We start from the raw sequence: 22808 nt of genomic DNA on the forward strand, positions 1-22808 counted from the left end.
GAGTAGATAATTATAAAAATGGCCGGTAGTATCCGGTCATTTTTTTTGAATATTTTTTCTGAATTATGCTAATGCGACTATCTTTGTAGGCATTAGTTGTACCATTACCATTATAAAAAGTAAAATGAACAAACAGCAAAAAATTGAAAATTTTGATCCGTCACAACCGGGATTAGCAGATGCAAGTGTATTTGGTTTACCATTTACAGCGGAAGAAAGTGATATTATAATTGTACCGGTACCATGGGAAGTTACCGTGAGTTATGGAGCCGGAGCCTCAGAAGGACCGGATGCTATAATGGATGCTTCTTTTCAGGTGGATTTACAACATCAGGAATTTCCGGAATTGTGGAAATTAGGAATATATATGGATGAAGCTCCGGAACATTGGGCTAGTAATTCTGAAAAATATAAAAGTCTGGCACAGCCAATCATTGAAGCATTGGAAGCAGGAGAGGATATTGCTACATTTCCGGCATTGCAAACGGATCTGGATAAGATCAACAAAGTTTGTAAAGAGCTGAAGAATGAAGTTAAAGAGCGTGTTTTACATTGGATGAAGCAAGGCAAAAAAGTGGCATTGCTTGGCGGTGATCACAGTACGCCGCTTGGCTATTACGAAGCATTGGCAGCACAGCATGAAAGTTTCGGTATCCTACATTTGGATGCACATATGGATTTGCGTATCGCTTATGAAGGATTTACGTATTCACACGCATCAATCATGTATAACACATTGCAGATTCCGCAGGTTTCAAAAATTGTACAGGTGGGAATCCGTGATTTTTGTGAGCAGGAGGTGGAAGTTGCCCAAAAAGAAGGTAACCGTGTGTTGATTCATACTGATATGGATCTAAAAGCAGAAACTTTTGAAGGTAAAACATGGTTACAGCAATGTGATGATATAATTGCATCATTACCGGAAAAAGTGTGTATCTCGTTTGATATTGACGGAATGTATCCGTGGTATTGCCCGAATACTGGAACACCGGTTCCGGGTGGTTTTTCGTTTGAACAGGCTACTTATCTGTTAAGCCGATTAGCGGAAACGAATAAAGAAATTATCGGTTTTGACCTTGTGGAAGTAGCACCGGGTGAAAACGATGACTGGGATGGAAATGTGGGAGCAAGGATGTTATTTCATATGTGTGGAGTACTGGCGAAGTCACAAAAATTAAACGTCGGACAGAAGATTAAATTCAATCGATAAAAAAATCCCCTTTTGGGGATTTTTTGTTTTTATAACTTTTTACCGGTTGCTAATCGATATAAAATACCGATTACAGCCAGGATTAATAAAATGTGAATGAAACTGCCAACAGCTTCTCTGAAACCAAAATAGCCAACCAGCCATCCCAGTAGTAAGATAACTACAATTAACCAGACTAAATCTTTCATAATAGATAGTTTTTAAGTTGTTATCTTAAAAGTATTAATATTTATTTGAAAATGTTGAAATTTTAATAAAAAATTAAGGTTGTTGTGATTTTTTTAGAGATTTGCTAAAAGGGTGAATTGTACGGCTGATTTAAAAGTGAAAAATATAATAAAATCAGTATAAAACGGTCGTGGTTCTTTAATTATTAAGTATTTTTACGCCAATTATTTACAAACTGATTTCATGCAAACGCAGCAACGCATAGCCATAGTTGGCTCAGGGTTAGTAGGGACATTATTGGGTATTTATCTAAGAAAAGCAGGACATGTTGTTCATGTATACGACAGAAGTCCGGACGTTAGAAAAGTAGCTTTCTCGGGAAGATCAATTAATCTGGCGATGTCACACAGAGGATGGAAGGCTTTAGATGGAGCGGGGATAGGTAAGAGAATACGGGACGTGGCAATTCCGATGGATAAAAGAGCGATACATCTCGTTGATAAAGCATTGGCCTATCAGGCATATGGTATAGACGGAGAAAGTATTTACTCGATTTCAAGAGGAGGATTAAACCGTTTGATGCTGACGTTGGCTGAAGAAGTTGGAGTAGAATTCTTTTTTGAAAAGAAAATCTGGGATGTAACGTTGGCTGATGCAACACTACATATCGGGGAAACCGAAAAAGGAGCATGGGAAGAACTGAAATACGATAAGGTTTTCGGAGCAGACGGTGCTTTTTCAAGAGTGCGTCACAGAATGCAGCGTCAGAACCGATTTGATTATTCACAAGACTTTTTAGATACCGGTTATAAAGAACTTAATATTCCGGCTAATCCGGACGGATCTCATAAACTGGACAAAAATTCATTCCACATTTGGCCGCGAGGTGCTTTTATGTTGATCGCCCTTCCGAATATGGACGGAAGTTTTACCTGTACGTTGTTTATGCCGTTTGAAGGTGAAAATTCTTTCGAGGCGTTACACGACAGAGAAGCGGTGGAGAGTTTCTTCCAAAAACATTTCCCGGATACCATTCAGGTGATTCCGGAATTAGTAAACGATTTCTTTAAAAATCCAACCAGTTCACTGGTAACGATGAAATGTTATCCATGGACCTATAATGATAAAGTGGCCTTAATTGGTGATGCGGCTCATGCTATTGTGCCGTTTTACGGTCAGGGAATGAATGCGGGATTTGAAGATATTACTTGTCTGGCCGATTTGATGGTGCAATACGGAGATGATTGGGAAACTATTTTTAAAGAATATCAAATAATCCGCAAACCGAACGCAGATGCAATTGCCGAATTATCATACCGTAATTTTATGGAAATGAGTACTAAAACGGCTGATGAGAAATTCCTGTTGCAAAAAAAGATTGAAAAATGGTTTGCACTAAAACATCCGGAACAATGGTTGCCGTTATATGATAGAGTGACATTTAGCCATCGTCCGTATTCGGAGGCACTGGCTATCGGGAACCATCAAAATGCGATTATGGAAGAGATTATGAAAATTCCGGGAATCGAAACAAACTGGGAAACCGAAGAAGTAGAAAAGAAAATATTGGAACTGTTACAACAGTCATTATAATAAAAAGGGCGGTCTGAATTAATTAGATCGCCCTTTTTACATCTGACAGGTTTGATGTGTATTATTATTTTATTCTTCCCGATGTACGGCTTCAATCGTAAAAGCGGGTAAGCAAACAGAAAGGTACTCGCAAGGTTCGTCAAACGGATTGGAATATTGAATACGTGCATTTTTCTCAATCCGGATTGATTGTCCGGCTTCCAGAATAATCGTATCATCTTCAATGATGAATTGCTTTTTTCCGCTTATAATATAGGTGTATTCGTCGAATTCCGGTGTTTGGAAAGGCTCGCTCCAGTGTGGCGGTGCGATCATACGGGCTATTGATATTTCGGTATTGCCTGTAGCTATTTTTCCGTGATGTTCTTCAATGTGTTTGCCATCGGTAGTGGGAACTATAAATGGGTTATTCTGAATTTGATATTTTTTCATAATCGATTATTTTTTAAATATAAAATAGACGGCCAGTATCAGAAAACAAAAACCGATGACATGATTCCATCGAAAGGATTCATTTTTGAAAAACAGCAGGGAGAAAATTACAAATACCACCAATGTAATTACTTCCTGAATCACTTTTAATTGCATCAGATTAAATGGTCCTCCGTTTCCTTCATAGCCTATTTTGTTGGCCGGTACCTGGAAAAAGTACTCAAATAAAGCCAATCCCCAACTGATTAGTACAATAGTGATCAATCCGGCATTTTCAAACCATTTTAATTCCTTGAATTTTAAATGACCATACCAGGCCAGTGTCATGAAAATATTAGATAGTATTAGTAATCCAATTGTAATGTAGCCTTTCATGATCTATTTTTTAAACATTTTGGATAGAATTCCAAAAGCACCCCGGATAAAGGTTGCACTTGTCAGAACTTTTACAATAGGATTCATCGCCGAACTTTTACGGGGAGATTGCGCTTCTTTTTCTTCCGCTTTGCGCTGTTGTTCCTGAGCTGCAACTTCCTGAGCTGTTTCTATTTTCTTGTTTAAAATTTCATAGGCACTTTCCCTGTCGATTGTCTCCTGATATTTTTTAACCAACTTAGAATTATTGTTAATCGTGTCGATCTCGTTTTGAGTTAAAACATCCATCCGACTCATAGGAGCGCGTAACATACAGGCTGCAAGAGGTGTTGGGATTCCTTTTTCATTTAAAGCGGTTACAAAAGCTTCACCGATACCCAATTGCGTAAGTACTTCGTCTGTTTTGTAATATTCTGAAATCGGATAATTCTCGGCAGTCATTTTAATTGCCTTGCGGTCATTTGCTGTAAAAGCACGCAAAGCATGTTGAATTTTAAGTCCTAATTGCGCCAAAACACCATTTGGAACATCTGTGGGGTTTTGTGTAATAAAATAAATACCGATTCCTTTCGATCGGATTAGTTTTACAATGCTTTCGATCTGATCCAATAAAGCTTTGCTGGCCTGGTCAAATATCAAATGCGCTTCATCGATAAAGATAACCAGTTCGGGACGTCCGCTGTCACCTTGTTCCGGCATCTGACCGTATATTTCAGCCAAAAGGCAAAGCATAAAGGTTGAAAAAAGTTTCGGTTTATCCTGGATATCGGTTAATCGGATGATGTTTATGTAACCGTTTCCATTGCTGTCAATGCGCATCAGGTCGTCGATTTCAAAAGATAATTCTCCGAAAAAAACATCGGCGCCTTGTTGTTCCAGTTCGATAATTTTTCGCAAAATGGAACCGGTAGAAGAAGTTGAAATTCGACCGTATTCTTTTTCGAATTCCGCTTTACCTTCTTCAGTAGCATATTGCAATAATTTTTTAAAATCCTTTAAGTCTAATAACGGTATTTGATGATCATCACAATATTTAAATATAACGGATACTACGCCGCTTTGCGTGTCATTCAGATCAAGGATTCGGGAGAATAATACCGGACCGAATTCAGAAACAGTGGCGCGTAAGCGAACTCCGTTTTGCTCGGATAAGGTTAATAATTCGACCGGGAATGCCTTGGTTTCATAAGGGATGCCCATTTTTTCATGACGCTCGGTAATAAAAGGTTTGACTTCGCCCGGCATTGCAATACCGCTAAAATCACCTTTGATATCCATCATCAATACGGGGATTCCGTTTTGGGATAATTGTTCGGAAAGCACCTGAATGGTTTTTGTTTTTCCGGTTCCGGTTGCGCCGGCAATCAGCCCGTGTCGGTTGATCGTTTTTAACGGAATTTTGATTAAGGTGTCCGGAACGGCTTCGCCATTAAGCAGGGCGCCTCCGAGTATAATGTGTTCGCCCTTACAGTCGTATCCTGCATTAATCGAATCGGAAAATTGTGTTGCTGTCATATGGATTGTGGTAATAGTATTACGAGGTTGACTTTATACAAATATACAAAACCATTTTGTTCCTGTTTTAGGCTTTGTGAAGGTTAAATTACAGCTTTATTAGAAAAAATACTAAAAGAAAACGATACTAAAAGAATAATAGTAACAATTAAGCGTTATTGATTTAAAGTTATGTTAATACTAGAGGGGGATTTTAAAAAGAAAAGTATACTCATTGTTAAATAATTTGTTGTACAGGCTTAAAAAAAATACTTTTTATTTTTTTATTTACTCTAAAAACATAAATTTGCGAATCTTATAAGGCGAAAATATTCATTTTGTAAGAAGGTAGTTATAATAAAATCAAAAAACTAAAAATTAAAAGAAATGACAAAAGTATCTAACGAAAATGTTGGGAAAGGAGCTAGCTCTAATGGATCAAATTTATTTGCAGGTTTAGCTATTGTAATCTGTATTGTAATCGGAATTCTTATTTGGAAATTCGTAATGGGGCATTCATCAAACTTTGTTAACGGTGATCCTAATGGTCATCCACTACCAGGAAACTATCTAGGAATGGTTTATAAAGGTGGATATATCGTACCGGTATTGATGGGATTATTCTTGATGACTGTTGTGTTTTCAATTGAGCGTTTCTTCGTGATCTCTAAAGCAGCTGGAAAAGGAAATGTTGAAGGTTTCGTTAAAAATGTACAGGGGTTAATTAACCAAGGTAAAATTGAAGAAGCTATTGCTGAGTGTGATACACAGCAAGGGTCAGTGGCTAACGTAGTTAGAGCTGGTTTAACTAAATACCAAGAAGTTAAAAAAGAAGGATTTGACAGCGAAAAAGCGACTGAAACAATCCAAAAAGAAATCGAAGAAGCTACTTCATTGGAAATGCCAATGTTAGAGAAAAACTTAACGATTATCGCTACATTAGTATCTATCGGTACGTTAATGGGATTATTAGGAACGGTATCAGGTATGATTAAAGCGTTCTCTGGATTAGCTGCAGCAGGTGCACCGGATCAGGCAGCATTAGCAACAGGTATCTCTGAGGCACTTATTAATACTGCTACTGGTATTGGTACTTCTACTTTAGCGATTATCTCTTATAACATCTTTACATCTAAGATTGATAAATTAACTTACTCTATCGATGAGGCTGGTTTTGCAATCACGCAAACTTACAGACGTTTCAAAGCGCGTAACAACGCATAATCATCGAGTAAAAAGAGTAATTTAATAATCAGTTGCAGTTAAATGAATTGTCAAATTTTGAGTTTGACTGCAATTATAATTCTAATAGAGAATGGCTAAAGCAAAAATGAAAAAGAAGAGCACCAGGATCGACATGACCGCGATGTGTGACGTGGCGTTCCTACTCTTGTCTTTCTTTGTAATGACATCTACAGCAAAGCTTCCTGAGCCGCTTCCGGTAGATACGCCTGCTTCTACGGTACAAACAAAATTGCCGGATTCCGATTTGGCAACCATCACCGTAGGTAAGGAAAAAGTATTCTTCGGTGTAGTAGGTAAGGATATCAGAATTCTGACTTTGGAAAAGATAGGTGAAAAATACAATGTGGAATTTACTGACGATGAAAAGAAGAAATTCTCACTTGTAGATGGTTTTGGAGTACCGGTTGGAGGTTTAAAGCAATTGTTAGCTTTAAGCGGTGAAGAACGTAATAAAGAAGGTTTTCAACCTGGTATACCGTATGATTCAACTGACAATCAGTTAAGAGAATGGTTATTAGCAGCCCGTTTAGCTACGAAAGAGTTAAACAATGCCGAGCTTAAGATTGCTATCAAAGGAGATGCGAAAGAAGAATATCCGACTGTTAAAAAGGTAATTGATATTCTACAAGATCAGAAAGTAAACAAGTTTTTCTTGGTTACAGGTTTGAGAAGCGAAGATTTTTAATTTAAAAAGAAACTGTAGAAATGGCAGAATTAAATACAGGCGGCGGCGACGGTAAAGGCAAGAAAGTAAGAAGTAAAAAACAAGACGCTGGTGTCGATTTGACAGCAATGGTGGATTTGGCATTCTTATTGATTACTTTCTTTATGTTAACGACTTCGTTGTCTAAACCTCAGTCAATGAATTTGGCGATGCCGGATAAAACACCAAAAGATAAACCTCAAGAAGAGTTAACTATCCCTGATGATCGTTCTTTAACGATTTTGATTGGAAAAGACAATAAGATCTTATGGTTTAAAGGGCAGCCTAGTGCTCCTCTTGAAGGTCCGACAGCGGCAGGTTTCGGTAAAGAAGGAATTCGTAAGGTAATTTTAGAACAGATTGAAAAAGTTAAAGGTATTTATGGTACAGATCCGAAAAAAGGTCTGATTGTAGTAATCAAGCCTACTGAAAAATCGAACTATAAAAACTTAGTTGATATTTTAGATGAAATGGCAATTACTTCGGTACCTACTTATGCAATTGTAGATATTACACCTGAAGAACTTAAAATGTTAGATAAAGAAGGAATGAACAACTAATTCCTTTGGAACTAATTTAAAAAACGAAATTATGTCAAGATTAAACATATTTAAAAAAGGGTGGATCGATATGGTTTTCGAAGGACGAAACAAGTCTTACGGAGCTTATCAATTGCGTTCAGAAAACCCAAAAACGACAACAAGAGCTCTGGCTATCGGAATCTTGTTATTCGGTTCTGCGGTTAGTGCCCCTTTGGTGACAAGCTATCTTTCTGATAAACTTGGAGCTAAAAAGAAGGAGAACCTGGACAAAGTGATCGAGACGGCTTTATTGCCACCACCACCGAAAAACGATGAAGTGTTGCCACCACCTCCACCGCCGGAACCGCCAAAATCGGTTAACGATCAGGTGAAGTTCCCGCCGCCAAAGGTTGTGGATAAAAAATTGGTTCGTGATGAAGATCCGCCAACGGTAAAAGATTTGGAAACGGCTGACCCGGGACAAAAAAATGTTAAGGGAGATAAAGATGCCGGAGATATCCTAATCGATAAACCGGCTGGTGATGGACCAAAAGGTTCTGATATCGTGGAAGAAAATCCGAATAAGATTTATATGGCCGTAGAGGTTGCACCGGAATTCCCGGGAGGTATGGCCGGATTCAACAAATACGTTCAAAGAAACTTTAGAGCTCCGGATGTTGATGAAGGAGTTAAAGTATTACGTGTTATCGTTGGTTTCGTAGTAGAAAAAGACGGTAGCTTAACGGATATTAAAGTTTTAAGAGATCCGGGATACGGAATGGGTAAAGAAGCAATTCGTATGTTACAAAATGCTCCGAAATGGAAACCGGGTGTTCAAAACGGTAGATCTGTTCGTGTAGCGTATAACTTACCAATCACTATCCAGGTAGGAGAATAATATTTTCTATGAATATATTTCAGAAATTTAGACAGAAATCGCCTAAACAGCGATTTCTGTTTGTTTTAGGACTTGTCTTCCTAAGCTTGTATATCTTTATGGCTGCAACTTTGATCATCTGGAAATCGATGCCGGTTGAGTTGCCGTATCGAAATAGGGTTATTTTGGCCGTGATATTGGTCGTATATGCCGCATTTCGTTTTGTCCGACTATTGAAACAAGACGATAATTAACGTAAATTATAACTTTAATTTAGCAACTTCAATTTCAGTACTATCAAAAAAGGACTAACTTTGTAGCTAACGTTATTGGAATTGAGTTGATTTCTTTATGAAAAAGAACATTTTTAGAATAAGTTTACTTTTGGGAATTGCATTACTGGCGATTCAGATAGGTTGTAAAAAAGCAGAAAAGAACACCGAAAGTGAAGAAGAAACACCGGTTTCCGGTAAAGCAACCGTTTTGGTGGAAGAAACTATTTTTCCTGTCATTGATGATGAAGCGATACTATTTGAAAACGAATACGATCGGGCTAAACTAACATTGGAGAAAAAAACAGAAACAGCGATTTTGCAATCGGTTTACAGTGAAAAATCTCAGATAGTAGTGATGCCAAGAACATTGGATTCGTTGGAATTACAAAACTTCAAAAGCAAACAGATCATTCCGCGTATCACTGAAATCGGTACTGATGCATTGGCGTTTATTGTTAATTATAAACAAGCCGATTCAACTATCACCACTGAGGAAATCATGGATGTGATGTTGGGGAAAAAGTCTACAAAAATTAAAAGCCTGGTATTTGATAATGCAAATTCGAGTACAGTTAGAACCTTAAAAGACTTCGCTAAAGTTAAAGAATTGCCTAAAGAAGGCGTTTCTTCGCTTAATTCCAATGAAGAATTACTAAATTACATCGCATCTAATACAGATGTTGTAGGCGTAATTGGAGTAAACTGGCTGTTACAAACACCACGTGAACTGCAAAATGCGGTTATAAATGTTAAAGTTTTAGGGGTTAATAACAATAAACTGAAGAATAATAAGTTCTTTAAACCGACGCAAAGTAACATTGCTACAGGAGATTACCCGTTTACCCGAAAAATGTATGTGTTAAATTTTCAGGGAACAACCGGTTTAGGCATGGGGTTTGCCTCTTTTGTAGCTGGACAGAAAGGTCAGCGAATTATGTTGAAATCAGGATTGGTACCGGCAATTATGCCGACAAGAGAAATCCAGGTGCGTAATTAAAATTAAAGAAACCAAATAATAATAAATAAGACTATAAAATGAAGAATGTAAAAGTTTTTAGTTTGTTACTGTCTGTGATTGGTACAGCCACTTTTGCACAGGATTTGGAACAGGCGAAAAAAGCAGTTGATGCAGAGCAGTATGAAAAAGCCAAGAAGATCTTAAAATCTTTAGTAGTGTCGGATCCGAATAACGGTAGAAACTTTTTCTATCTTGGAGATTTGTATCTTAATGAACAAGTAACCGATTCTGCTAAAATCTTCTTTGAAAAAGGTTTGGCTGCCAAAGATAAAGGCGCTATGAACTACATTGGTTTAGGTGAAATTAACTTAGATAATGGTGATGGTTTCGGTGCCGAAGCTAATTTTGCAAAAGCAATTAAAGACATAAAAAAGAAAGATACCGAGGAGTTTTTATTGATCGGTAGAGCTTATATTAAATCGGAAAGACCGGATTACAAAAGAGCAGTAGAAAATCTTAAAAAAGTATTGGTGGTTGATCCGAAATCAGCACAGGCTTATTTAAGTCTTGGTGATGCTTATTACGGAGAGCGTAATGTAAACGAAGCTTATAGTGCTTATCGTAATGCATACGACAACGATAATACATTGTTAATGGCTAAAATTAAATTAGCAGCAATTACTAAAAATGCAAAAGCTTTCCCGGAAGCAGTAAAAGCATTTAACGAAATCGTTGCTACACATCCGAATTACGGTCCGGTTTACAGAGAATTAGCTGAAACGTATTACCACTGGGGAGCAAGTGAAACATCGAATTACAATGCATACGTAAAAAAAGCATTGGAATACTATGAGAAGTATATGAGCCTTACCGATTACTCTTTAGAATCTCGTATGCGTCATGCTGACTTCCTGATCTTGGCGAAAGATTACAAAGCATTGGAAGCGGAAGCTAAAAAAATGCAACAATTGGATAAAGTGAATCCGAGAATCTTACGTTATTTAGGTTATTCGGCTTACGAGAACGGAAACTATCAGGAAAGTGTGAAAGCACTAAATGAGTTTATCGCTAAAGCGGAAGCTAAGAAAATCATCGCAAGAGATTATTTACATTTAGGATTAGCTAAAATTGGTTTATCTAAAGGTGCTGACGGAAAATATGAAAAAGTAATGTTCGATCAGGGAGTAGACGAAATCAACAAAGCAGTTGAAAAAGACCCGGCTATTGCTACTGAATTAAACGAAATCGGATTAAAACTTTTCAAAGAGAAATTCTACAGAGAAGCAGGTAAAATCTTCGAAGTTGCTGTTAAAAACACAAAATCGAAAAACTACTTGTATGATAACTTCTATTTAGGATATGCATTGTACTTTAACTACGATGAGAAAACATCTCCGAAAGAAGAGTTAGCTAAAGCAGATGTAGCTTTTACAAATGTAATTGCAGCTTCTCCTACAACACAGGATGCGCAATTATACAAAGCGAAAGTAAACCGTACAATTGATACTCCGGAATCTAAAAAAGTAATGGTTTCTGCATACGAACAATATGTTAAAATCGTAAAAGAAAAAGGCGAAACTGAAAAAGCAAAAAATAACCTGATTGAAGCGTATACGTATGTTGGAGCATACTATGCAAATAACGGTGAAAAAGCAAAAGCAGTGGAAAACCTTAAAGAGCTTTTAGTATTAGAACCAGGAAATAAATATGCTACTGATACATTGAAAAAATTGTAAGCGTAACATAAAAACAAACAAAAAGCCGATGATTATTCATCGGCTTTTTGTTTGTTATATTGCCAATTGATAAACTTTAGTTAATTCGAACTAAGCTTTTTATGTTTTACCGTGATAAAAAATCAAATTACGTATCTTTGCAGACTATTTTAAATACAAATGCTTAAAAAAGAAATTCAATTAGCGGTAGAAAAAGGCGAAATGTTGCCTTTAATGGAGGAATTTTACACCATTCAGGGTGAAGGATATTATACCGGAACAGCGGCTTATTTTATCCGTATAGGAGGGTGTGATGTAGGTTGCCATTGGTGCGATGTAAAAGAAAGCTGGAATGCAGAATTGCATCCGCCTACAGAAACAGATCGTATTGTTGATAATGCTAAAAAATATGCAGAAACGGTTGTAATTACAGGAGGAGAACCATTGTCCTGGAATATGGAACCGCTTACGTCTAAATTAAAAGCGAAGAATTTAAGAGTGCATATCGAAACATCCGGTGCATATCCGTTATCCGGAATCTGGGATTGGATTTGTTTGTCTCCCAAAAAGACAAAATTGCCTACGGAAACGGTTTATGATGCAGCACACGAACTAAAAGTAATCATACACAATAAACACGATTTTTTGTTCGCCGAAGAACAAGCGGCAAAGGTTAACGATAAAGCCATATTGTTCTTGCAACCGGAATGGAGTAAAAAAGAAGAAATGACACCGTTAATCGTGGATTATGTGATGAATAATCCAAAATGGAGAGTTTCATTACAGACTCATAAATATTTGAATATTCCATAAAAAAGTGTATTTTTATCCGACATTATTAATTAAAAAACGATGAAAAAAATAGTTTTAACATTTGCCTTCGTATTAGCTGCGCAAATCGGTATGGCTCAAACAAATGATGCCTTCAAAAAAGATGTGTTAAAGGTGATTGAAGTTACCGGTTCTGCAAGTCAGATGAAGATAGCGAAAGACCAGATCCTGAAAATGATCCCTAAAGAAAAGCAAGCTGCTTTCCTTGTTGAGTTTGATGCTTCTTTGCCGTCTTTATACGAAAAAATTGCAAATGTTTATATGCAAGAGTATACGCATGACGATGTTAAACAAATCTTGAAGTTCTATGAAACTCCTGTAGGGAAAAAAATGACTGAAAAAGCTGGTGTGATCGCTGAGAAAAACATGGCTGCTAGTCAGGAATGGGGATCTTCTTTACAAGGGATGATGATGAAATACATGCAATAATCCGCATTGCAATAAAACAGAAAAGAGTCCGTATCGGACTCTTTTTTTATGCTTATAATTTAAGATGTGTCAGTCGGGCCAGGTAATCGTAATGTTCGCCTTCAATCAGCAGTTCGCATTGTAATCCGTTAGCGTGAGCTGCATTCTGAAGTGTGTTGTAATCGATGTAAACCCAGTCAAAAGGATCTTCTTGTTCTCCTTTATAGCGAACATTAAAAATCAATTCCCCGTAATAATCCACATTAGAAGGAATCCATTTACCGCCGTCTTCATCCTCGTCAAACATATAAATAATATCGGAACTATCAATCAGAATCTGACCGCCCGGTGTTAAGAGTGCTTTTAATTTTTGAAGAAAAGCGGCAATCCGGTTTAACTTTCCGGCCAATCCGGTACCGTTCATTAATAATAAAATCGTATCGTATTGTGTCGCCTCAGACAAAGTCATTACATCCTGAACCGATACATTTTGAAGACCTCTTAGTTTACAAGCTTCTACGGCATGTTCAGAAATGTCAATTGCCGTAACGTCCAATCCTTTTTGTTGAAGATATAAGCTATGACTACCGGCTCCGCAACCCACATCAAGAATTTTTCCTTTTGCCATTTGCAGTGCCTTTTGTTCTATTTTTGGCATTTCCGAATAATCCCGGAACAAATAGGCTACAGACATACTATCGGCTTCGGTTAGCGAAGTTTCTGTTATAATATCTTCAGGAGCGTTGTTCGTCTGGTAATCCAGTATCGCTTTTCCAATCAGGTCTTTCATTATTTAGTTTGTATCTTATATCGGTTATTTGTTTATTTGCCAACAGAATAATGTGTGTTGAACAATGGACAATGTTATAAAAAATTTGCCTAAGCTTGCCAAAGATAAGCATAACGAAAACAAAAAGTATTTCGATAAGCTGAAAAAGAAGCCGCCTAAAAACCTGGACTATGTTATGCAGGAACTTCATGATGCGGAGTTTCGGAAAACAGATTGCCTGAAATGTGCTAATTGTTGTAAAACAACCGGCCCTTTGTTTACATTGGCAGATATTGAGCGGATTGCGAAACACTTTCGACAGAAACCCCAGCAATTCATCGAAAAGTACCTTCGAATCGATGAGGATAACGATTATGTATTACAAAGTGTTCCGTGTACTTTTCTGGATCATGAGAACTATTGTATGATATATGATGTCCGACCGAAAGCTTGTCGTGAATTTCCGCATACAGATCGGAAAAAGTTTCAGCAAATTGCCAATCTGACCCTGAAAAATGTAGCAATATGTCCGGCTGCGTATAATATCGTAGAAGAGATGAAAAAAAAGTTACCTTTATAAAATGAGAGTTTATAAATCTAAAATAGATAGCGGTCTAGTGCTGTTACTCGTAGCCTCTCTTTTGGGTCCGAGTTTAGTATTTCTTATGAAAAGAGAGTGGGCTGGTGTGCTGATATTATTGGCTACAATTGCCTTTATCTTTTATCTGTTTCTTCAAACGAAATACATTGTTACCAATACTATGCTACAAGTAAAATCCGGTTTTTTGGTAAACAAAAAGATAGCAATTCAGGAAATCATATCGATTGCTAAAACCGATAGTATAATGAGTGCTCCGGCCAATTCAATTATGGATAGGATAGAAGTCCGATATAAGCCGAATAAGAGTGTGATTATTTCTCCAAAAGAAAAACAGGCCTTCGTTGAGCAACTATTAGCGATCAACCCGGATATAAAGATTACATTGTAATTGGTACAAGAATAGCAATAGTGCTAAAAAGACTATTGGTCTAACCACTTTTTAAAAGTATTGATTTCGCTTTTGCTGACAAAAATCGGAGCGGATTCCTTTATAGTACTGTCAATTACAATCTCTACTTTTTGACTTGAATGACGAATAACTTCTTTAATTGCTGAACGGTGTAAGATATATTTCCGATTTACTTTAAAGAAAAACTCCGGATCCAGTTTCGTGATAATGTCTTTAATGGTATCGTCATACAAAAAGCTGTTTCCGTTTTCGGTGAAAATAAATAAATGTTTTCCGGATCCCATAAAAGAACTGATGTCCGAATCATTAATTGAAATAAAGCGATAACCGTGATTCACCAAAAAACGCCTTTGGTAATTGTTAATGCCTTTATCGTCGATTGTGGCTAATGATTGTACCGTCTGGTTGATATTAAAAGCACTTTTGATTTTTTTGTACTTTGTTAAAGCTTCCAATAACTCTTCTTCTTCAAAAGGTTTTAGAAGGTAATCAATCGTAAAATGCTTAAAAACCTGAATGGCATAGGAGTCATAAGCCGTTACAAAGATAATCGGACTGGTTATAGAAATCGCTTCAAAAATGTCAAGACTCTTTCCGTCTCCCAGGTGAATATCCATAAACACAAGGTCTACAGCATGTGCTTTAAAAAAAGTAATAGCCTCTTTTACAGATTGTAAAATGGTAATGTCGGTTATCGTAAGGATCTCCTGTCGCTCTAAAATTGACTTTAGATAACCGGAAGCAAGGCGTTCATCCTCTACAATAGCAATTTTCATTTCTACTTTTTTATGTAAAAGTAAAAAAAAAGTCCCGGTTTAAATGAACCGGGACTTCTGAAATTATAAATTCGGATTGTTTAACTGCGCATTCTTAGGATACGGTAGGGTATACCTAGGATCATTTTGACTCAGTGTGTAATTCTCTCCGTCAAGTTGATGAATGATCTGTTTCTGGTTGGCTCTTCTTAAATCAAACCATCTGTGTCCTTCCACAGCCAGTTCACGTCTTCTTTCTTCAAAAAGGAAAGCGGTAAAGTCATCAGCAGCCATTGCGTTCACTTGTGTTTCCAATTGCGTATATCCGGTTGGAGTATAACGCTTTTGTGCCAATGTCAACACCGTAGTTTTAGCTTCCGGCAGACTACCCAATTTAGAAAGAGCTTCCGCTTTAATTAAATACAATTCGGATGTTCTGAACGTACATTTTTGCTCCTGCTCACCACCTTTAAGGAATCTGTAGCGACTGCCCGATGCCTGAAAGTATAGTGGGAAACGCAAATCATTTGACTGGTTATACGCACCGATTAGGTCAGCAGAGGCAAAAGAAGCACTTTTTAGCGAGTTAATGAATACATCTTCCAACGCCATTACAGATTCTACCGAATTGTATTTGTTAGGCAAGCTGGCAGTTGTGTTCAGGTCAACTAACTGATTTTTATAGGTCAACGCCGTATTTGCGGCATCCAAAGCATTTTGCCATTCGTTTCGGTACAAACGTACACGCGCTTCTAAAGCATAAATTGCTGCTTTTGAAAAACGATAGTTAAAACCGGTAGCCTGTGAAGACTGATTTAAAAGACCTTTCGCCTGATCAATATCAAATAAAATTTGATTATATACATTGGCAACACTTTCCGGTACAAAATTTTGTTCCAGATCCACTTCTAAAGCTAACGGTACACCGCGATCCGAACCGGAAGTTGCGGCATTGTAAGGTTTACCGAATAAATTAACCAGGTCAAAATAGGTAAGGGCTCTTAAAGCGTGAGCTTCTCCCAATAACTGATTTTTTTCCTCAGAAGCCGGTATTTTAGAACCACCGTCGTTAATTACCACGTTGGTATAGAAAACAGTGTTATACAATTGTGCCCATTGGAAACTTGTAGTGGCCGGATCAGGATTGGCATCTTTCCAGATATAAATATCTTTGATGTAAGTCAGCTGATCGTCAAACTCATTTAAAGTCAATTCATCACCACGCAATGTCGTCAATGATTTATGTTGCGGATATACACCATAACCACGCGTCATTACGGCTCTGAAATCCTGTAACGTTTCCGGTATTACTTTCCCTTCCGGCTGAATGTCCAGATAGTCATCACAGCTTGTCATTCCGATTGCAGCTACAGCCAGAACGATATATTTTGATAGTTTTTTCATAATCTCAATTTTTTAAAAAGTTACATTTAACCCTAATGTTACCGATCTGGGAATTGGTTGTGCATAGATGTTCCCAAAAGTTTCCGGATCAAAATAACCTTTAAAATCAGAACTGATTACAAAAAGGTTTCTGCCTTCCACGCTGAATCGTACATTTTGGATATTCATTTTATCCGTAACTGTTTTCGGTAATGAGTACCCTAAACGGATACTGCTTATTCTCAAATAACTCATTTCATCTACCCAGGTATCCAATAAAGAATACGTGTTGATTGGTGTTCCGTTAGCAAACCATTGGTAAGCCATCCATGAATTATCCGTAAACGGATCGCCTTTTCCTACGATACCCGGTAAATTCGAACCGGTGTTGGTAGGAGACCAGGCATTCAGAATATCCGTAGTAAAGTTTTGTCCTCTGTCAACTTGCGTTCCGTTGTAAGGTGGTGTCTTAACAACAGTTTGCTTTAAGTTGAAAGCAGTGGAAACAGTCAAATCAAAATTCTTTATTTTAAAAGTATTGATAAAACCTCCGGTAAACTTAGGATCTCTGTCTCCCATATAAGTAAACAAGCTTCTGAACTTATCTGCATTCTCCGTTAAACGGGATTGTGATAATTCACCCGGGATGATATCGGCATACGGATCGTACAACTGGAAGAAATCCACTGCACTTACTACCTCACCGTTATTGTTTAAAAACTGCGGGTATCCGTTGGCATCGATTCCGGCTGTTCTTAATGCAAAAACAGCATTAACCGGATAACCTTCACCTGATGGCAAATAACTATTAGCACGTACTTCAATACGGTCTATATTACTCTTGTTATGCGCTAAATTGAAATTCGTTGTCCATTTGAAATCTTTGTTATCAATGTTTCTTGTGGTTAATGAAATTTCATATCCTTTATTTGTAACCTGAGCCCAGTTCATATTCGTGTACTCAAAACCGTTTTCAAGCGGTAAAGCACGAACACCTAACAAATCAGTACTTTTACGACCGTACATATCGACAGCCATACTAATTCTGTTTTTCAATACACCTAAATCAAAACCAAAGTTTACGTTTTCTGTTTTCTCCCAACGCAATTTACTGTTTGGCGGACTGGTTACAACAATTGTCGGTTCCGTTTGTCCCGGTAAGATACTTACGTTACCATAGTTTCCAACTACGAACGGCGATGTGTTTTTATCGATATTCCCTTGTAAACCATAAGAACCTCTAAATCTCAAATTGCTTATCGTTGGTACATTGTCTTTCAGAAATTCTTCTTCTGAAGCTAACCAGGATCCGGAGATTGACCATAACGGTAAATATTTATATTTCGGATCGACACCGAATAAATCGGAACCATCATAACGCACACTACCAAAAACCGTATATTTTCGGTCATAAGTATAAGAAGCCGTTGCATAAAACGATGCGAAAGCATTCTCATTATGCGTTCTGTTATACGTTCTGTATTCGGTACTGTTAGCCGTTTCCTGATCCGGGAATAGGATTTGCCCTGTAGTACCGGTTTTACGATCATAACCGAAACCTCTGGAATAGATACTCGTATTGTATGTTCTTCTTAACTCATTACCAACTAATAAATCCAATTCGTGTTTTTCACCGAATGTTTTATTATAAGTCAACTGTGTTTTGATGTTATACTGGAAAAAATCCGTATCCCAATTCTGAACGATTCCACCATCCGGTAAGAAATAGTAATAATTTCCGTTTTTGAATCGTCGGCTTTTTTCTCTTTCCTTACGGGAGAAATAGGTTTCCTTACCGGCATATTTTTCCGTGTCAGAGTTGTCCATCTGTAAACCGATCTGTGAGGTTAACTTTAAATCATCCGTTACCTTATATTCCAGATCAAAAATAGCTTTTAACGCTCTTGTTTTTAATTCATATGACGTATTGTTACGTTCTTCCAGAAAGTTAAACGGAACATAACGATCAGAATACCCCTGAATGTCTTTATCGTAAACATAATTTCCGTTTGCATCTAAAGGCGATAAATACGGATTGGCATTTCTCGAATAATTCGCCGGATTGGTAAAGGCATCTGTATCGGAGATATAAGAAGAATTCTTACTCTGTGTTCCGAAAAGGCCTACACCTACCTTAAGTTTATCCGATATTTCGTAATTATTTTTTAAGGTGATATTATAACGTTCAAAACCGGTTCCGATAGTCGCACCTTTTTCGTCATAATAACCCAATGAAAAATAATAATCCGATTTTTCACCACCACCGGATAGACTTAAACCGTATTGCTGGTTAACCGCAGTACGATATAATAAGTCACCCCAATTGGTTTGATTCGCACGTAAAGCATTTATCGCTTGTTGTGTTGATGGCAGCAAAGCCGAAAAACCACCGGCACGATAAGCGCCCAATTCTCCGCTAGTGTTTAATATACGGGAAATCTCCCCTTTGTCATCACGATAGGTTAACTCCGGACGGCTGGCCAAACCAAGTTCAAAATCTACTTTTTGATTGGCATCCATCAGATTTAATTTCGAAAAATCAGGTTTTTGCGTTATGAATGTATTGGCTGTAAAATTAACTGCCATACGTCCTTTTCTTCCTTTTTTCGTAGTGATCACAATTACTCCGTTAGCAGCACGAGCCCCGTATATAGCAGTAGCAGCGGCATCTTTCAGAATAGTTATATCCTTAATGTCATCCGGATTTAATCCGGCAATTGAAAAATTATTTAGTTGATCAATATTGTCTTTGTCATTAAATTTCGGTACATCGTTTCCTTCCAACGGAAGTCCGTCTAAAACCCATAACGGATCTTGAGGGCCGGATAGTGAAGCCGTTCCTCTGATTCGGATTTTAGCCGCTCCACCGGGAGCACCATTGCCCGGCGCTACAGCGACACCGGCTACCTGACCCACTAAAAGCTGGTCTACACTGGCAACACCGGCCTGGTGGATGTCTTCCATATCTACTTTTGTCAAAGCAGAAGTAAGTTTACGTTTCTCGATTTTCTGATACCCGGTTACAACTACTTCCTGCAATTGATTTAAATCAGACTTTAGACTCACATTATAGTGGTTTTGTGAGGTCAGATCAATCAGATACGATTCATAGCCTATAAAGCTAACCCGAAGGCTTTTTACATCTTTGGTGATTTCCAGTTTGAAATTACCATCCATATCAGTTACAGTACCTACACCGGTACTTTCTATTATTCCGCTTTGACCTGTTTTGGTCGCTATTGATTTATTCTCAACATAAACCGAAACCCCGGGCATCGGCAACTTATCCTGAGAATCGATTACCTTACCGGTAACCGTCCTGCTTTCCTGGGCATATCCCGCCAGGGAGAGGAAGAGTGTCATTAAAAAAATTAATCTTTTCATTTCTTGAATTGTTAGTTATAGAGGATTGTTTAGTGCTTTTTCAATGCGATTAATCAAATCGGCATAATGATTACGGGTCTCCACATTTCCGGTATTTTTTTTCAGCTTTAAAAGCTGTAATACCTTATTCAGTTCTCCTTTCTTCTCCGATGTCACTTCTGTAACTCGCTTTAAAGAGGATTGATTGATATTTCGGATCATCTGGTCCTCATGAATATGGTTACAAAGCATCGGCATGTTCAATGTTTTCGTAAACATCAATTTCTTCGCATCTGTTTTTTCAAATAACTTATTAGTTGAAACAATCAGCACATCCACATAATTTTTTTGTGTCATACGTTCCAAAATCGACAGCGATTTGTTTTGCAGTGTACCACTAAATACTTGTTGATGTACTCTTTTAAACAGGTCGGTTACCGTAAACAATTTGTCTTTGGCTCCGTTTCGCTGGTATAGTTCGTTTTCGATCATTCGCAGTAAACGCTCATCACTAAATAAATCGTATAGGATACCGTACTGCAATTCTCTTGACAATGTATAAGGCGTATATTCGTAAGGTCCAACTGGGGAGTCTTTTAACGGATTCGTTTTGTCAAGAATCGGATTAAAAAATAACCACTCCGGAATTGTTATTACATTTTTAAGCAAATAGTCGGTTGCTCTGCGTTGCATTGTTGCCGGAACCGGAATATAACTGGATTTGTGATCACCGTGAACAGTTGTATTCAGATAAACACCTCCGATATTATTTAATACATGACGGTTGTATAACTGCCATTGTCCGATTGTTCCGATATACAACTTACCGGTTTCATAGTAAGAAGCATCCTTCTCATAGGTCCATTTTAAAATATTATCGACAACGCGTCTCAAATTTTTTAAACCGTATTCACTTGCTTTAACGGCATCATTCCCTAAATCTTCCGATTGTGAACGCGGATCGATTATAGCGCCACCGTCTTGTTGTTCTCCATAAAAGTACATCGGATCGTTTTGGTGCTTGTCGATCAAAGCACTTAACTTGGCTTTCTCTTCCGATTCACCCGGATACCAACGATACCCCCATTCGATAGCATATTTGTCATATTCTCCGATTTTTGGTGTGATAGCGGTCACTCCATCTTCCGGTTGTGCTACATAATTGTATCGGGCATAATCCATAATCGACGGAGCAGTTCCGCCCATTTTTTCCGTAAAAACTTTAGAACGTAGAGAGTCAACTTCAAATGCAAAAGAAGCGCCCATGTTATGTTTTAAACCGAAAGTATGACCCACTTCGTGAGAAGATACAAATCGTATTGCTTCTCCCATATGCTCATCACTGAATTTATTACCTCTGGCTTTCGGATCGATCGGTCCGGTCTGGATTCGCATCCAGCTGTGTAATGATGTCATAACGTTGTGCCACCAGATAATATCAGCTTCAATAATTTCACCGCTTCTCGGATCTACAACAGACGGTCCCATGGCATTTGCTTTTGGTGAAGCGGCATAGGTGATAACGGAATAACGAACGTCATCAATGTCAAAATCAGTATCGCTTTCAGATGGTTCTTTGGCGATTACTGCATTTTTAAAACCGGCTCTCTCAAAAGCAGCCTGCCAGTCATGGACACCGTCTATAATATATTGACGCCACTGTTTTGGAGTGGACGGATCGATATAATATACAATCGGTTTTTTCGGTTCAACTAATTCGCCTCTCAGATATTTTTCTTCGTCTCCCTTTTTCGGTTCCAGTCTCCAGCGTGTGATCAGTTCTTTCTCAACCATCGCATGCTGATTGTCGTTAAAATACCAGTGTTTTTCGGTAAAGTACCCGATTCGCTTGTCCAGAAAACGCGGCTTCATCGGGACTTTATCCAACAAAACAATATTACTAGTTACCCCTAAAGTTACGGATAAAGCCGGTCCGCCCTCACTTACTGAGGTAGTTAATTGTGATTTTACCACAACATTCCCCGGAAACGTTTTTACCGCTTCTATATAGGAGAGGTCGGATTTTACCGATCCTCCAAACCCGATGTTACTCAGCACATCGTTAAAACTTTTTTGCTTTCCGTCGAATACCTTATTCACTTTGATTACTACCGCAGTAGAATCGCTGTTTTTGGTTTCAATATCGAATACTTCAATAATGGACTCGGAAAAGTTATCACGCACTGAACCGGTAATAGCATCCGATTCCGGTGACGAAACTTTTGGCAGGGATGATTTTACCCAAACCTTTTTTGCAACTGTATCTTTATGGAAAGAAATGACTTTGTTTTCATAATTCATTCCTTTGTTTAATCCGGCTTCGTTCACCTGCATCGGTACCTGAGACAGTTTGTTTACGACAAGGAATTCTCTCCCCATCAAACTATCCGGTATTTCAAAATAAATATCGGTTTTTACCTGAATTACGTTAAAAAGACCCTTTTTGAGAGTTCCCTTCTTAACTAATTCGGCATAACCTTTTGTTTTTGCAATGGTGTCTTTTGTAGTTTCTGTTTTAGTTTCTTTTTGTTTCTTTTTCTGTGAAAAAGCAGTAACATTACTCAATAAAAACAACAATACCAATACAAATTTTGTACATGATATGAATGTCTTTTTGTTCATTATGTGTTAAGTTTTGGTTAAATAAATGTCTCGAAATTTAGAAGTTCCTGAAACGATATAAAAACAAAACGGAGTGAGTGGTTCTTTTTTGAGAGTGAATG

At 37.7% G+C, this 22808-nt stretch carries 22 protein-coding genes; 13 read left to right on the forward strand and 9 right to left on the reverse strand.

What is annotated here, in order from left to right:
- The first annotated feature begins 124 nt into the window (after window positions 1-124).
- On the forward strand, window positions 125-1210 hold the full coding sequence (locus tag NOX80_RS06470) for an agmatinase family protein (protein WP_256552495.1): 1086 nt from the start codon (window positions 125-127) through the stop codon (window positions 1208-1210).
- Between the two features lie 29 nt (window positions 1211-1239).
- On the opposite strand, the gene NOX80_RS06475 is transcribed toward NOX80_RS06470, so the two are convergent.
- Complete coding sequence (locus NOX80_RS06475; protein ID WP_136403607.1) at window positions 1240-1398, reverse strand: lmo0937 family membrane protein; 159 nt, start codon at window positions 1396-1398, stop codon at window positions 1240-1242.
- 223 nt (window positions 1399-1621) lie between these two features.
- On the opposite strand from NOX80_RS06475, the gene NOX80_RS06480 reads away from it, so the two are divergent.
- Window positions 1622-2971 (forward strand): FAD-dependent oxidoreductase, encoded by a 1350-nt coding sequence (locus NOX80_RS06480; protein ID WP_256552496.1) that lies wholly within the window; start codon window positions 1622-1624, stop codon window positions 2969-2971.
- Window positions 2972-3040: 69 nt separating this feature from the next.
- Here the strand turns inward: NOX80_RS06480 and NOX80_RS06485 are convergent, their stop codons facing one another.
- Genes NOX80_RS06485 through NOX80_RS06495 form a run of 3 tightly spaced genes read right to left on the reverse strand, consistent with a single transcriptional unit; the run spans window position 3041 to window position 5293 of the window.
- The gene (locus NOX80_RS06485) at window positions 3041-3403 is read right to left on the reverse strand and encodes a cupin domain-containing protein (protein WP_256552497.1); all 363 of its coding nucleotides are present in this window, start codon (window positions 3401-3403) and stop codon (window positions 3041-3043) included.
- Window positions 3404-3409: 6 nt separating this feature from the next.
- Window positions 3410-3778: a DMT family protein gene (locus NOX80_RS06490; protein ID WP_256552498.1), complete on the reverse strand. Its 369-nt coding sequence runs from the start codon at window positions 3776-3778 to the stop codon at window positions 3410-3412.
- Between the two features lie 3 nt (window positions 3779-3781).
- A complete protein-coding gene (locus tag NOX80_RS06495; RefSeq protein WP_256552499.1) occupies window positions 3782-5293 on the reverse strand; it encodes a helicase HerA-like domain-containing protein in 1512 nt (503 codons plus the stop codon).
- A 366-nt stretch (window positions 5294-5659) separates the two neighbouring features.
- Here NOX80_RS06495 and NOX80_RS06500 point away from each other — a divergent pair, with 366 nt between their 5' ends.
- The 9 genes from NOX80_RS06500 to NOX80_RS06540 all read left to right on the forward strand — a co-directional run bounded on the left by NOX80_RS06500 (window position 5660) and on the right by NOX80_RS06540 (window position 12826).
- Window positions 5660-6496, forward strand: a complete 837-nt coding sequence (locus NOX80_RS06500; protein WP_256552500.1) for a MotA/TolQ/ExbB proton channel family protein — start codon at window positions 5660-5662, stop codon at window positions 6494-6496.
- 91 nt (window positions 6497-6587) lie between these two features.
- The gene (locus NOX80_RS06505; RefSeq protein WP_256552501.1) at window positions 6588-7202 is read left to right on the forward strand and encodes an ExbD/TolR family protein; all 615 of its coding nucleotides are present in this window, start codon (window positions 6588-6590) and stop codon (window positions 7200-7202) included.
- 20 nt (window positions 7203-7222) lie between these two features.
- Window positions 7223-7780, forward strand: a complete 558-nt coding sequence (locus NOX80_RS06510) for an ExbD/TolR family protein (protein WP_256552502.1) — start codon at window positions 7223-7225, stop codon at window positions 7778-7780.
- A 31-nt stretch (window positions 7781-7811) separates the two neighbouring features.
- The gene (locus NOX80_RS06515; protein ID WP_256552503.1) at window positions 7812-8639 is read left to right on the forward strand and encodes an energy transducer TonB; all 828 of its coding nucleotides are present in this window, start codon (window positions 7812-7814) and stop codon (window positions 8637-8639) included.
- Between the two features lie 8 nt (window positions 8640-8647).
- Window positions 8648-8872, forward strand: coding sequence for a hypothetical protein (locus tag NOX80_RS06520; RefSeq protein WP_256552504.1), 225 nt, complete (start codon window positions 8648-8650; stop codon window positions 8870-8872).
- Window positions 8873-8969: 97 nt separating this feature from the next.
- On the forward strand, window positions 8970-9890 hold the full coding sequence (locus NOX80_RS06525; protein WP_256552505.1) for a PstS family phosphate ABC transporter substrate-binding protein: 921 nt from the start codon (window positions 8970-8972) through the stop codon (window positions 9888-9890).
- A 38-nt stretch (window positions 9891-9928) separates the two neighbouring features.
- Complete coding sequence (locus tag NOX80_RS06530) at window positions 9929-11587, forward strand: tetratricopeptide repeat protein (RefSeq protein WP_256552506.1); 1659 nt, start codon at window positions 9929-9931, stop codon at window positions 11585-11587.
- A gap of 159 nt (window positions 11588-11746) precedes the next feature.
- Entirely contained in the window at window positions 11747-12379 is a 633-nt protein-coding gene (locus tag NOX80_RS06535) for a 7-carboxy-7-deazaguanine synthase QueE (RefSeq protein ID WP_256552507.1), read from the forward strand.
- A 39-nt stretch (window positions 12380-12418) separates the two neighbouring features.
- Window positions 12419-12826 carry a DUF2059 domain-containing protein gene (locus NOX80_RS06540; RefSeq protein ID WP_256552508.1) on the forward strand — a complete coding sequence of 136 codons (408 nt, stop codon included), beginning with the start codon at window positions 12419-12421 and terminating at the stop codon, window positions 12824-12826.
- Window positions 12827-12878: 52 nt separating this feature from the next.
- Here the strand turns inward: NOX80_RS06540 and NOX80_RS06545 are convergent, their stop codons facing one another.
- Window positions 12879-13595 (reverse strand): class I SAM-dependent methyltransferase, encoded by a 717-nt coding sequence (locus tag NOX80_RS06545; RefSeq protein ID WP_256552509.1) that lies wholly within the window; start codon window positions 13593-13595, stop codon window positions 12879-12881.
- Window positions 13596-13659: 64 nt separating this feature from the next.
- Between NOX80_RS06545 and NOX80_RS06550 the strand changes: the two genes are divergently transcribed.
- Together NOX80_RS06550 and NOX80_RS06555 are read left to right on the forward strand one after the other, a co-directional pair.
- A complete protein-coding gene (locus NOX80_RS06550) occupies window positions 13660-14154 on the forward strand; it encodes a YkgJ family cysteine cluster protein (protein WP_256552510.1) in 495 nt (164 codons plus the stop codon).
- A gap of 1 nt (window position 14155) precedes the next feature.
- Entirely contained in the window at window positions 14156-14563 is a 408-nt protein-coding gene (locus NOX80_RS06555) for a PH domain-containing protein (protein ID WP_256552511.1), read from the forward strand.
- A gap of 32 nt (window positions 14564-14595) precedes the next feature.
- Here NOX80_RS06555 and NOX80_RS06560 read toward each other — a convergent pair whose 3' ends face one another.
- From NOX80_RS06560 to NOX80_RS06575, 4 genes are all read right to left on the reverse strand, one after another.
- Complete coding sequence (locus tag NOX80_RS06560) at window positions 14596-15360, reverse strand: LytR/AlgR family response regulator transcription factor (protein ID WP_256552512.1); 765 nt, start codon at window positions 15358-15360, stop codon at window positions 14596-14598.
- Between the two features lie 63 nt (window positions 15361-15423).
- Entirely contained in the window at window positions 15424-16743 is a 1320-nt protein-coding gene (locus NOX80_RS06565) for a RagB/SusD family nutrient uptake outer membrane protein (RefSeq protein ID WP_256552513.1), read from the reverse strand.
- Between the two features lie 12 nt (window positions 16744-16755).
- Window positions 16756-20106 carry a SusC/RagA family TonB-linked outer membrane protein gene (locus NOX80_RS06570; RefSeq protein ID WP_256552514.1) on the reverse strand — a complete coding sequence of 1117 codons (3351 nt, stop codon included), beginning with the start codon at window positions 20104-20106 and terminating at the stop codon, window positions 16756-16758.
- A gap of 15 nt (window positions 20107-20121) precedes the next feature.
- Window positions 20122-22707 (reverse strand): zinc-dependent metalloprotease, encoded by a 2586-nt coding sequence (locus NOX80_RS06575; RefSeq protein WP_256552515.1) that lies wholly within the window; start codon window positions 22705-22707, stop codon window positions 20122-20124.
- Window positions 22708-22808 lie beyond the last annotated feature (101 nt).

It is taken from the genome of Flavobacterium cerinum, assembly GCF_024496085.1.
GTDB lineage: Bacteria > Bacteroidota > Bacteroidia > Flavobacteriales > Flavobacteriaceae > Flavobacterium > Flavobacterium cerinum_A.

What these genes read in the sequence shown, in the direction of transcription:
- NOX80_RS06555 (WP_256552511.1), top strand. Translation starts at nt 14,156, where the DNA reads ATGAGAGTTTATAAATCTAAAATAGATAGCGGTCTAGTGCTGTTACTC.
- NOX80_RS06540 (WP_256552508.1), top strand. Translation starts at nt 12,419, where the DNA reads ATGAAAAAAATAGTTTTAACATTTGCCTTCGTATTAGCTGCGCAAATC.
- NOX80_RS06495 (WP_256552499.1), bottom strand. Translation starts at nt 5,293, where the DNA reads ATGACAGCAACACAATTTTCCGATTCGATTAATGCAGGATACGACTGT.
- NOX80_RS06525 (WP_256552505.1), top strand. Translation starts at nt 8,970, where the DNA reads ATGAAAAAGAACATTTTTAGAATAAGTTTACTTTTGGGAATTGCATTA.
- NOX80_RS06475 (WP_136403607.1), bottom strand. Translation starts at nt 1,398, where the DNA reads ATGAAAGATTTAGTCTGGTTAATTGTAGTTATCTTACTACTGGGATGG.
- NOX80_RS06510 (WP_256552502.1), top strand. Translation starts at nt 7,223, where the DNA reads ATGGCAGAATTAAATACAGGCGGCGGCGACGGTAAAGGCAAGAAAGTA.
- NOX80_RS06575 (WP_256552515.1), bottom strand. Translation starts at nt 22,707, where the DNA reads ATGAACAAAAAGACATTCATATCATGTACAAAATTTGTATTGGTATTG.
- NOX80_RS06570 (WP_256552514.1), bottom strand. Translation starts at nt 20,106, where the DNA reads ATGAAAAGATTAATTTTTTTAATGACACTCTTCCTCTCCCTGGCGGGA.
- NOX80_RS06485 (WP_256552497.1), bottom strand. Translation starts at nt 3,403, where the DNA reads ATGAAAAAATATCAAATTCAGAATAACCCATTTATAGTTCCCACTACC.
- NOX80_RS06560 (WP_256552512.1), bottom strand. Translation starts at nt 15,360, where the DNA reads ATGAAAATTGCTATTGTAGAGGATGAACGCCTTGCTTCCGGTTATCTA.
- NOX80_RS06470 (WP_256552495.1), top strand. Translation starts at nt 125, where the DNA reads ATGAACAAACAGCAAAAAATTGAAAATTTTGATCCGTCACAACCGGGA.
- NOX80_RS06565 (WP_256552513.1), bottom strand. Translation starts at nt 16,743, where the DNA reads ATGAAAAAACTATCAAAATATATCGTTCTGGCTGTAGCTGCAATCGGA.
- NOX80_RS06490 (WP_256552498.1), bottom strand. Translation starts at nt 3,778, where the DNA reads ATGAAAGGCTACATTACAATTGGATTACTAATACTATCTAATATTTTC.
- NOX80_RS06500 (WP_256552500.1), top strand. Translation starts at nt 5,660, where the DNA reads ATGACAAAAGTATCTAACGAAAATGTTGGGAAAGGAGCTAGCTCTAAT.
- NOX80_RS06520 (WP_256552504.1), top strand. Translation starts at nt 8,648, where the DNA reads ATGAATATATTTCAGAAATTTAGACAGAAATCGCCTAAACAGCGATTT.
- NOX80_RS06515 (WP_256552503.1), top strand. Translation starts at nt 7,812, where the DNA reads ATGTCAAGATTAAACATATTTAAAAAAGGGTGGATCGATATGGTTTTC.
- NOX80_RS06545 (WP_256552509.1), bottom strand. Translation starts at nt 13,595, where the DNA reads ATGAAAGACCTGATTGGAAAAGCGATACTGGATTACCAGACGAACAAC.
- NOX80_RS06505 (WP_256552501.1), top strand. Translation starts at nt 6,588, where the DNA reads ATGGCTAAAGCAAAAATGAAAAAGAAGAGCACCAGGATCGACATGACC.
- NOX80_RS06530 (WP_256552506.1), top strand. Translation starts at nt 9,929, where the DNA reads ATGAAGAATGTAAAAGTTTTTAGTTTGTTACTGTCTGTGATTGGTACA.
- NOX80_RS06535 (WP_256552507.1), top strand. Translation starts at nt 11,747, where the DNA reads ATGCTTAAAAAAGAAATTCAATTAGCGGTAGAAAAAGGCGAAATGTTG.
- NOX80_RS06480 (WP_256552496.1), top strand. Translation starts at nt 1,622, where the DNA reads ATGCAAACGCAGCAACGCATAGCCATAGTTGGCTCAGGGTTAGTAGGG.
- NOX80_RS06550 (WP_256552510.1), top strand. Translation starts at nt 13,660, where the DNA reads ATGGACAATGTTATAAAAAATTTGCCTAAGCTTGCCAAAGATAAGCAT.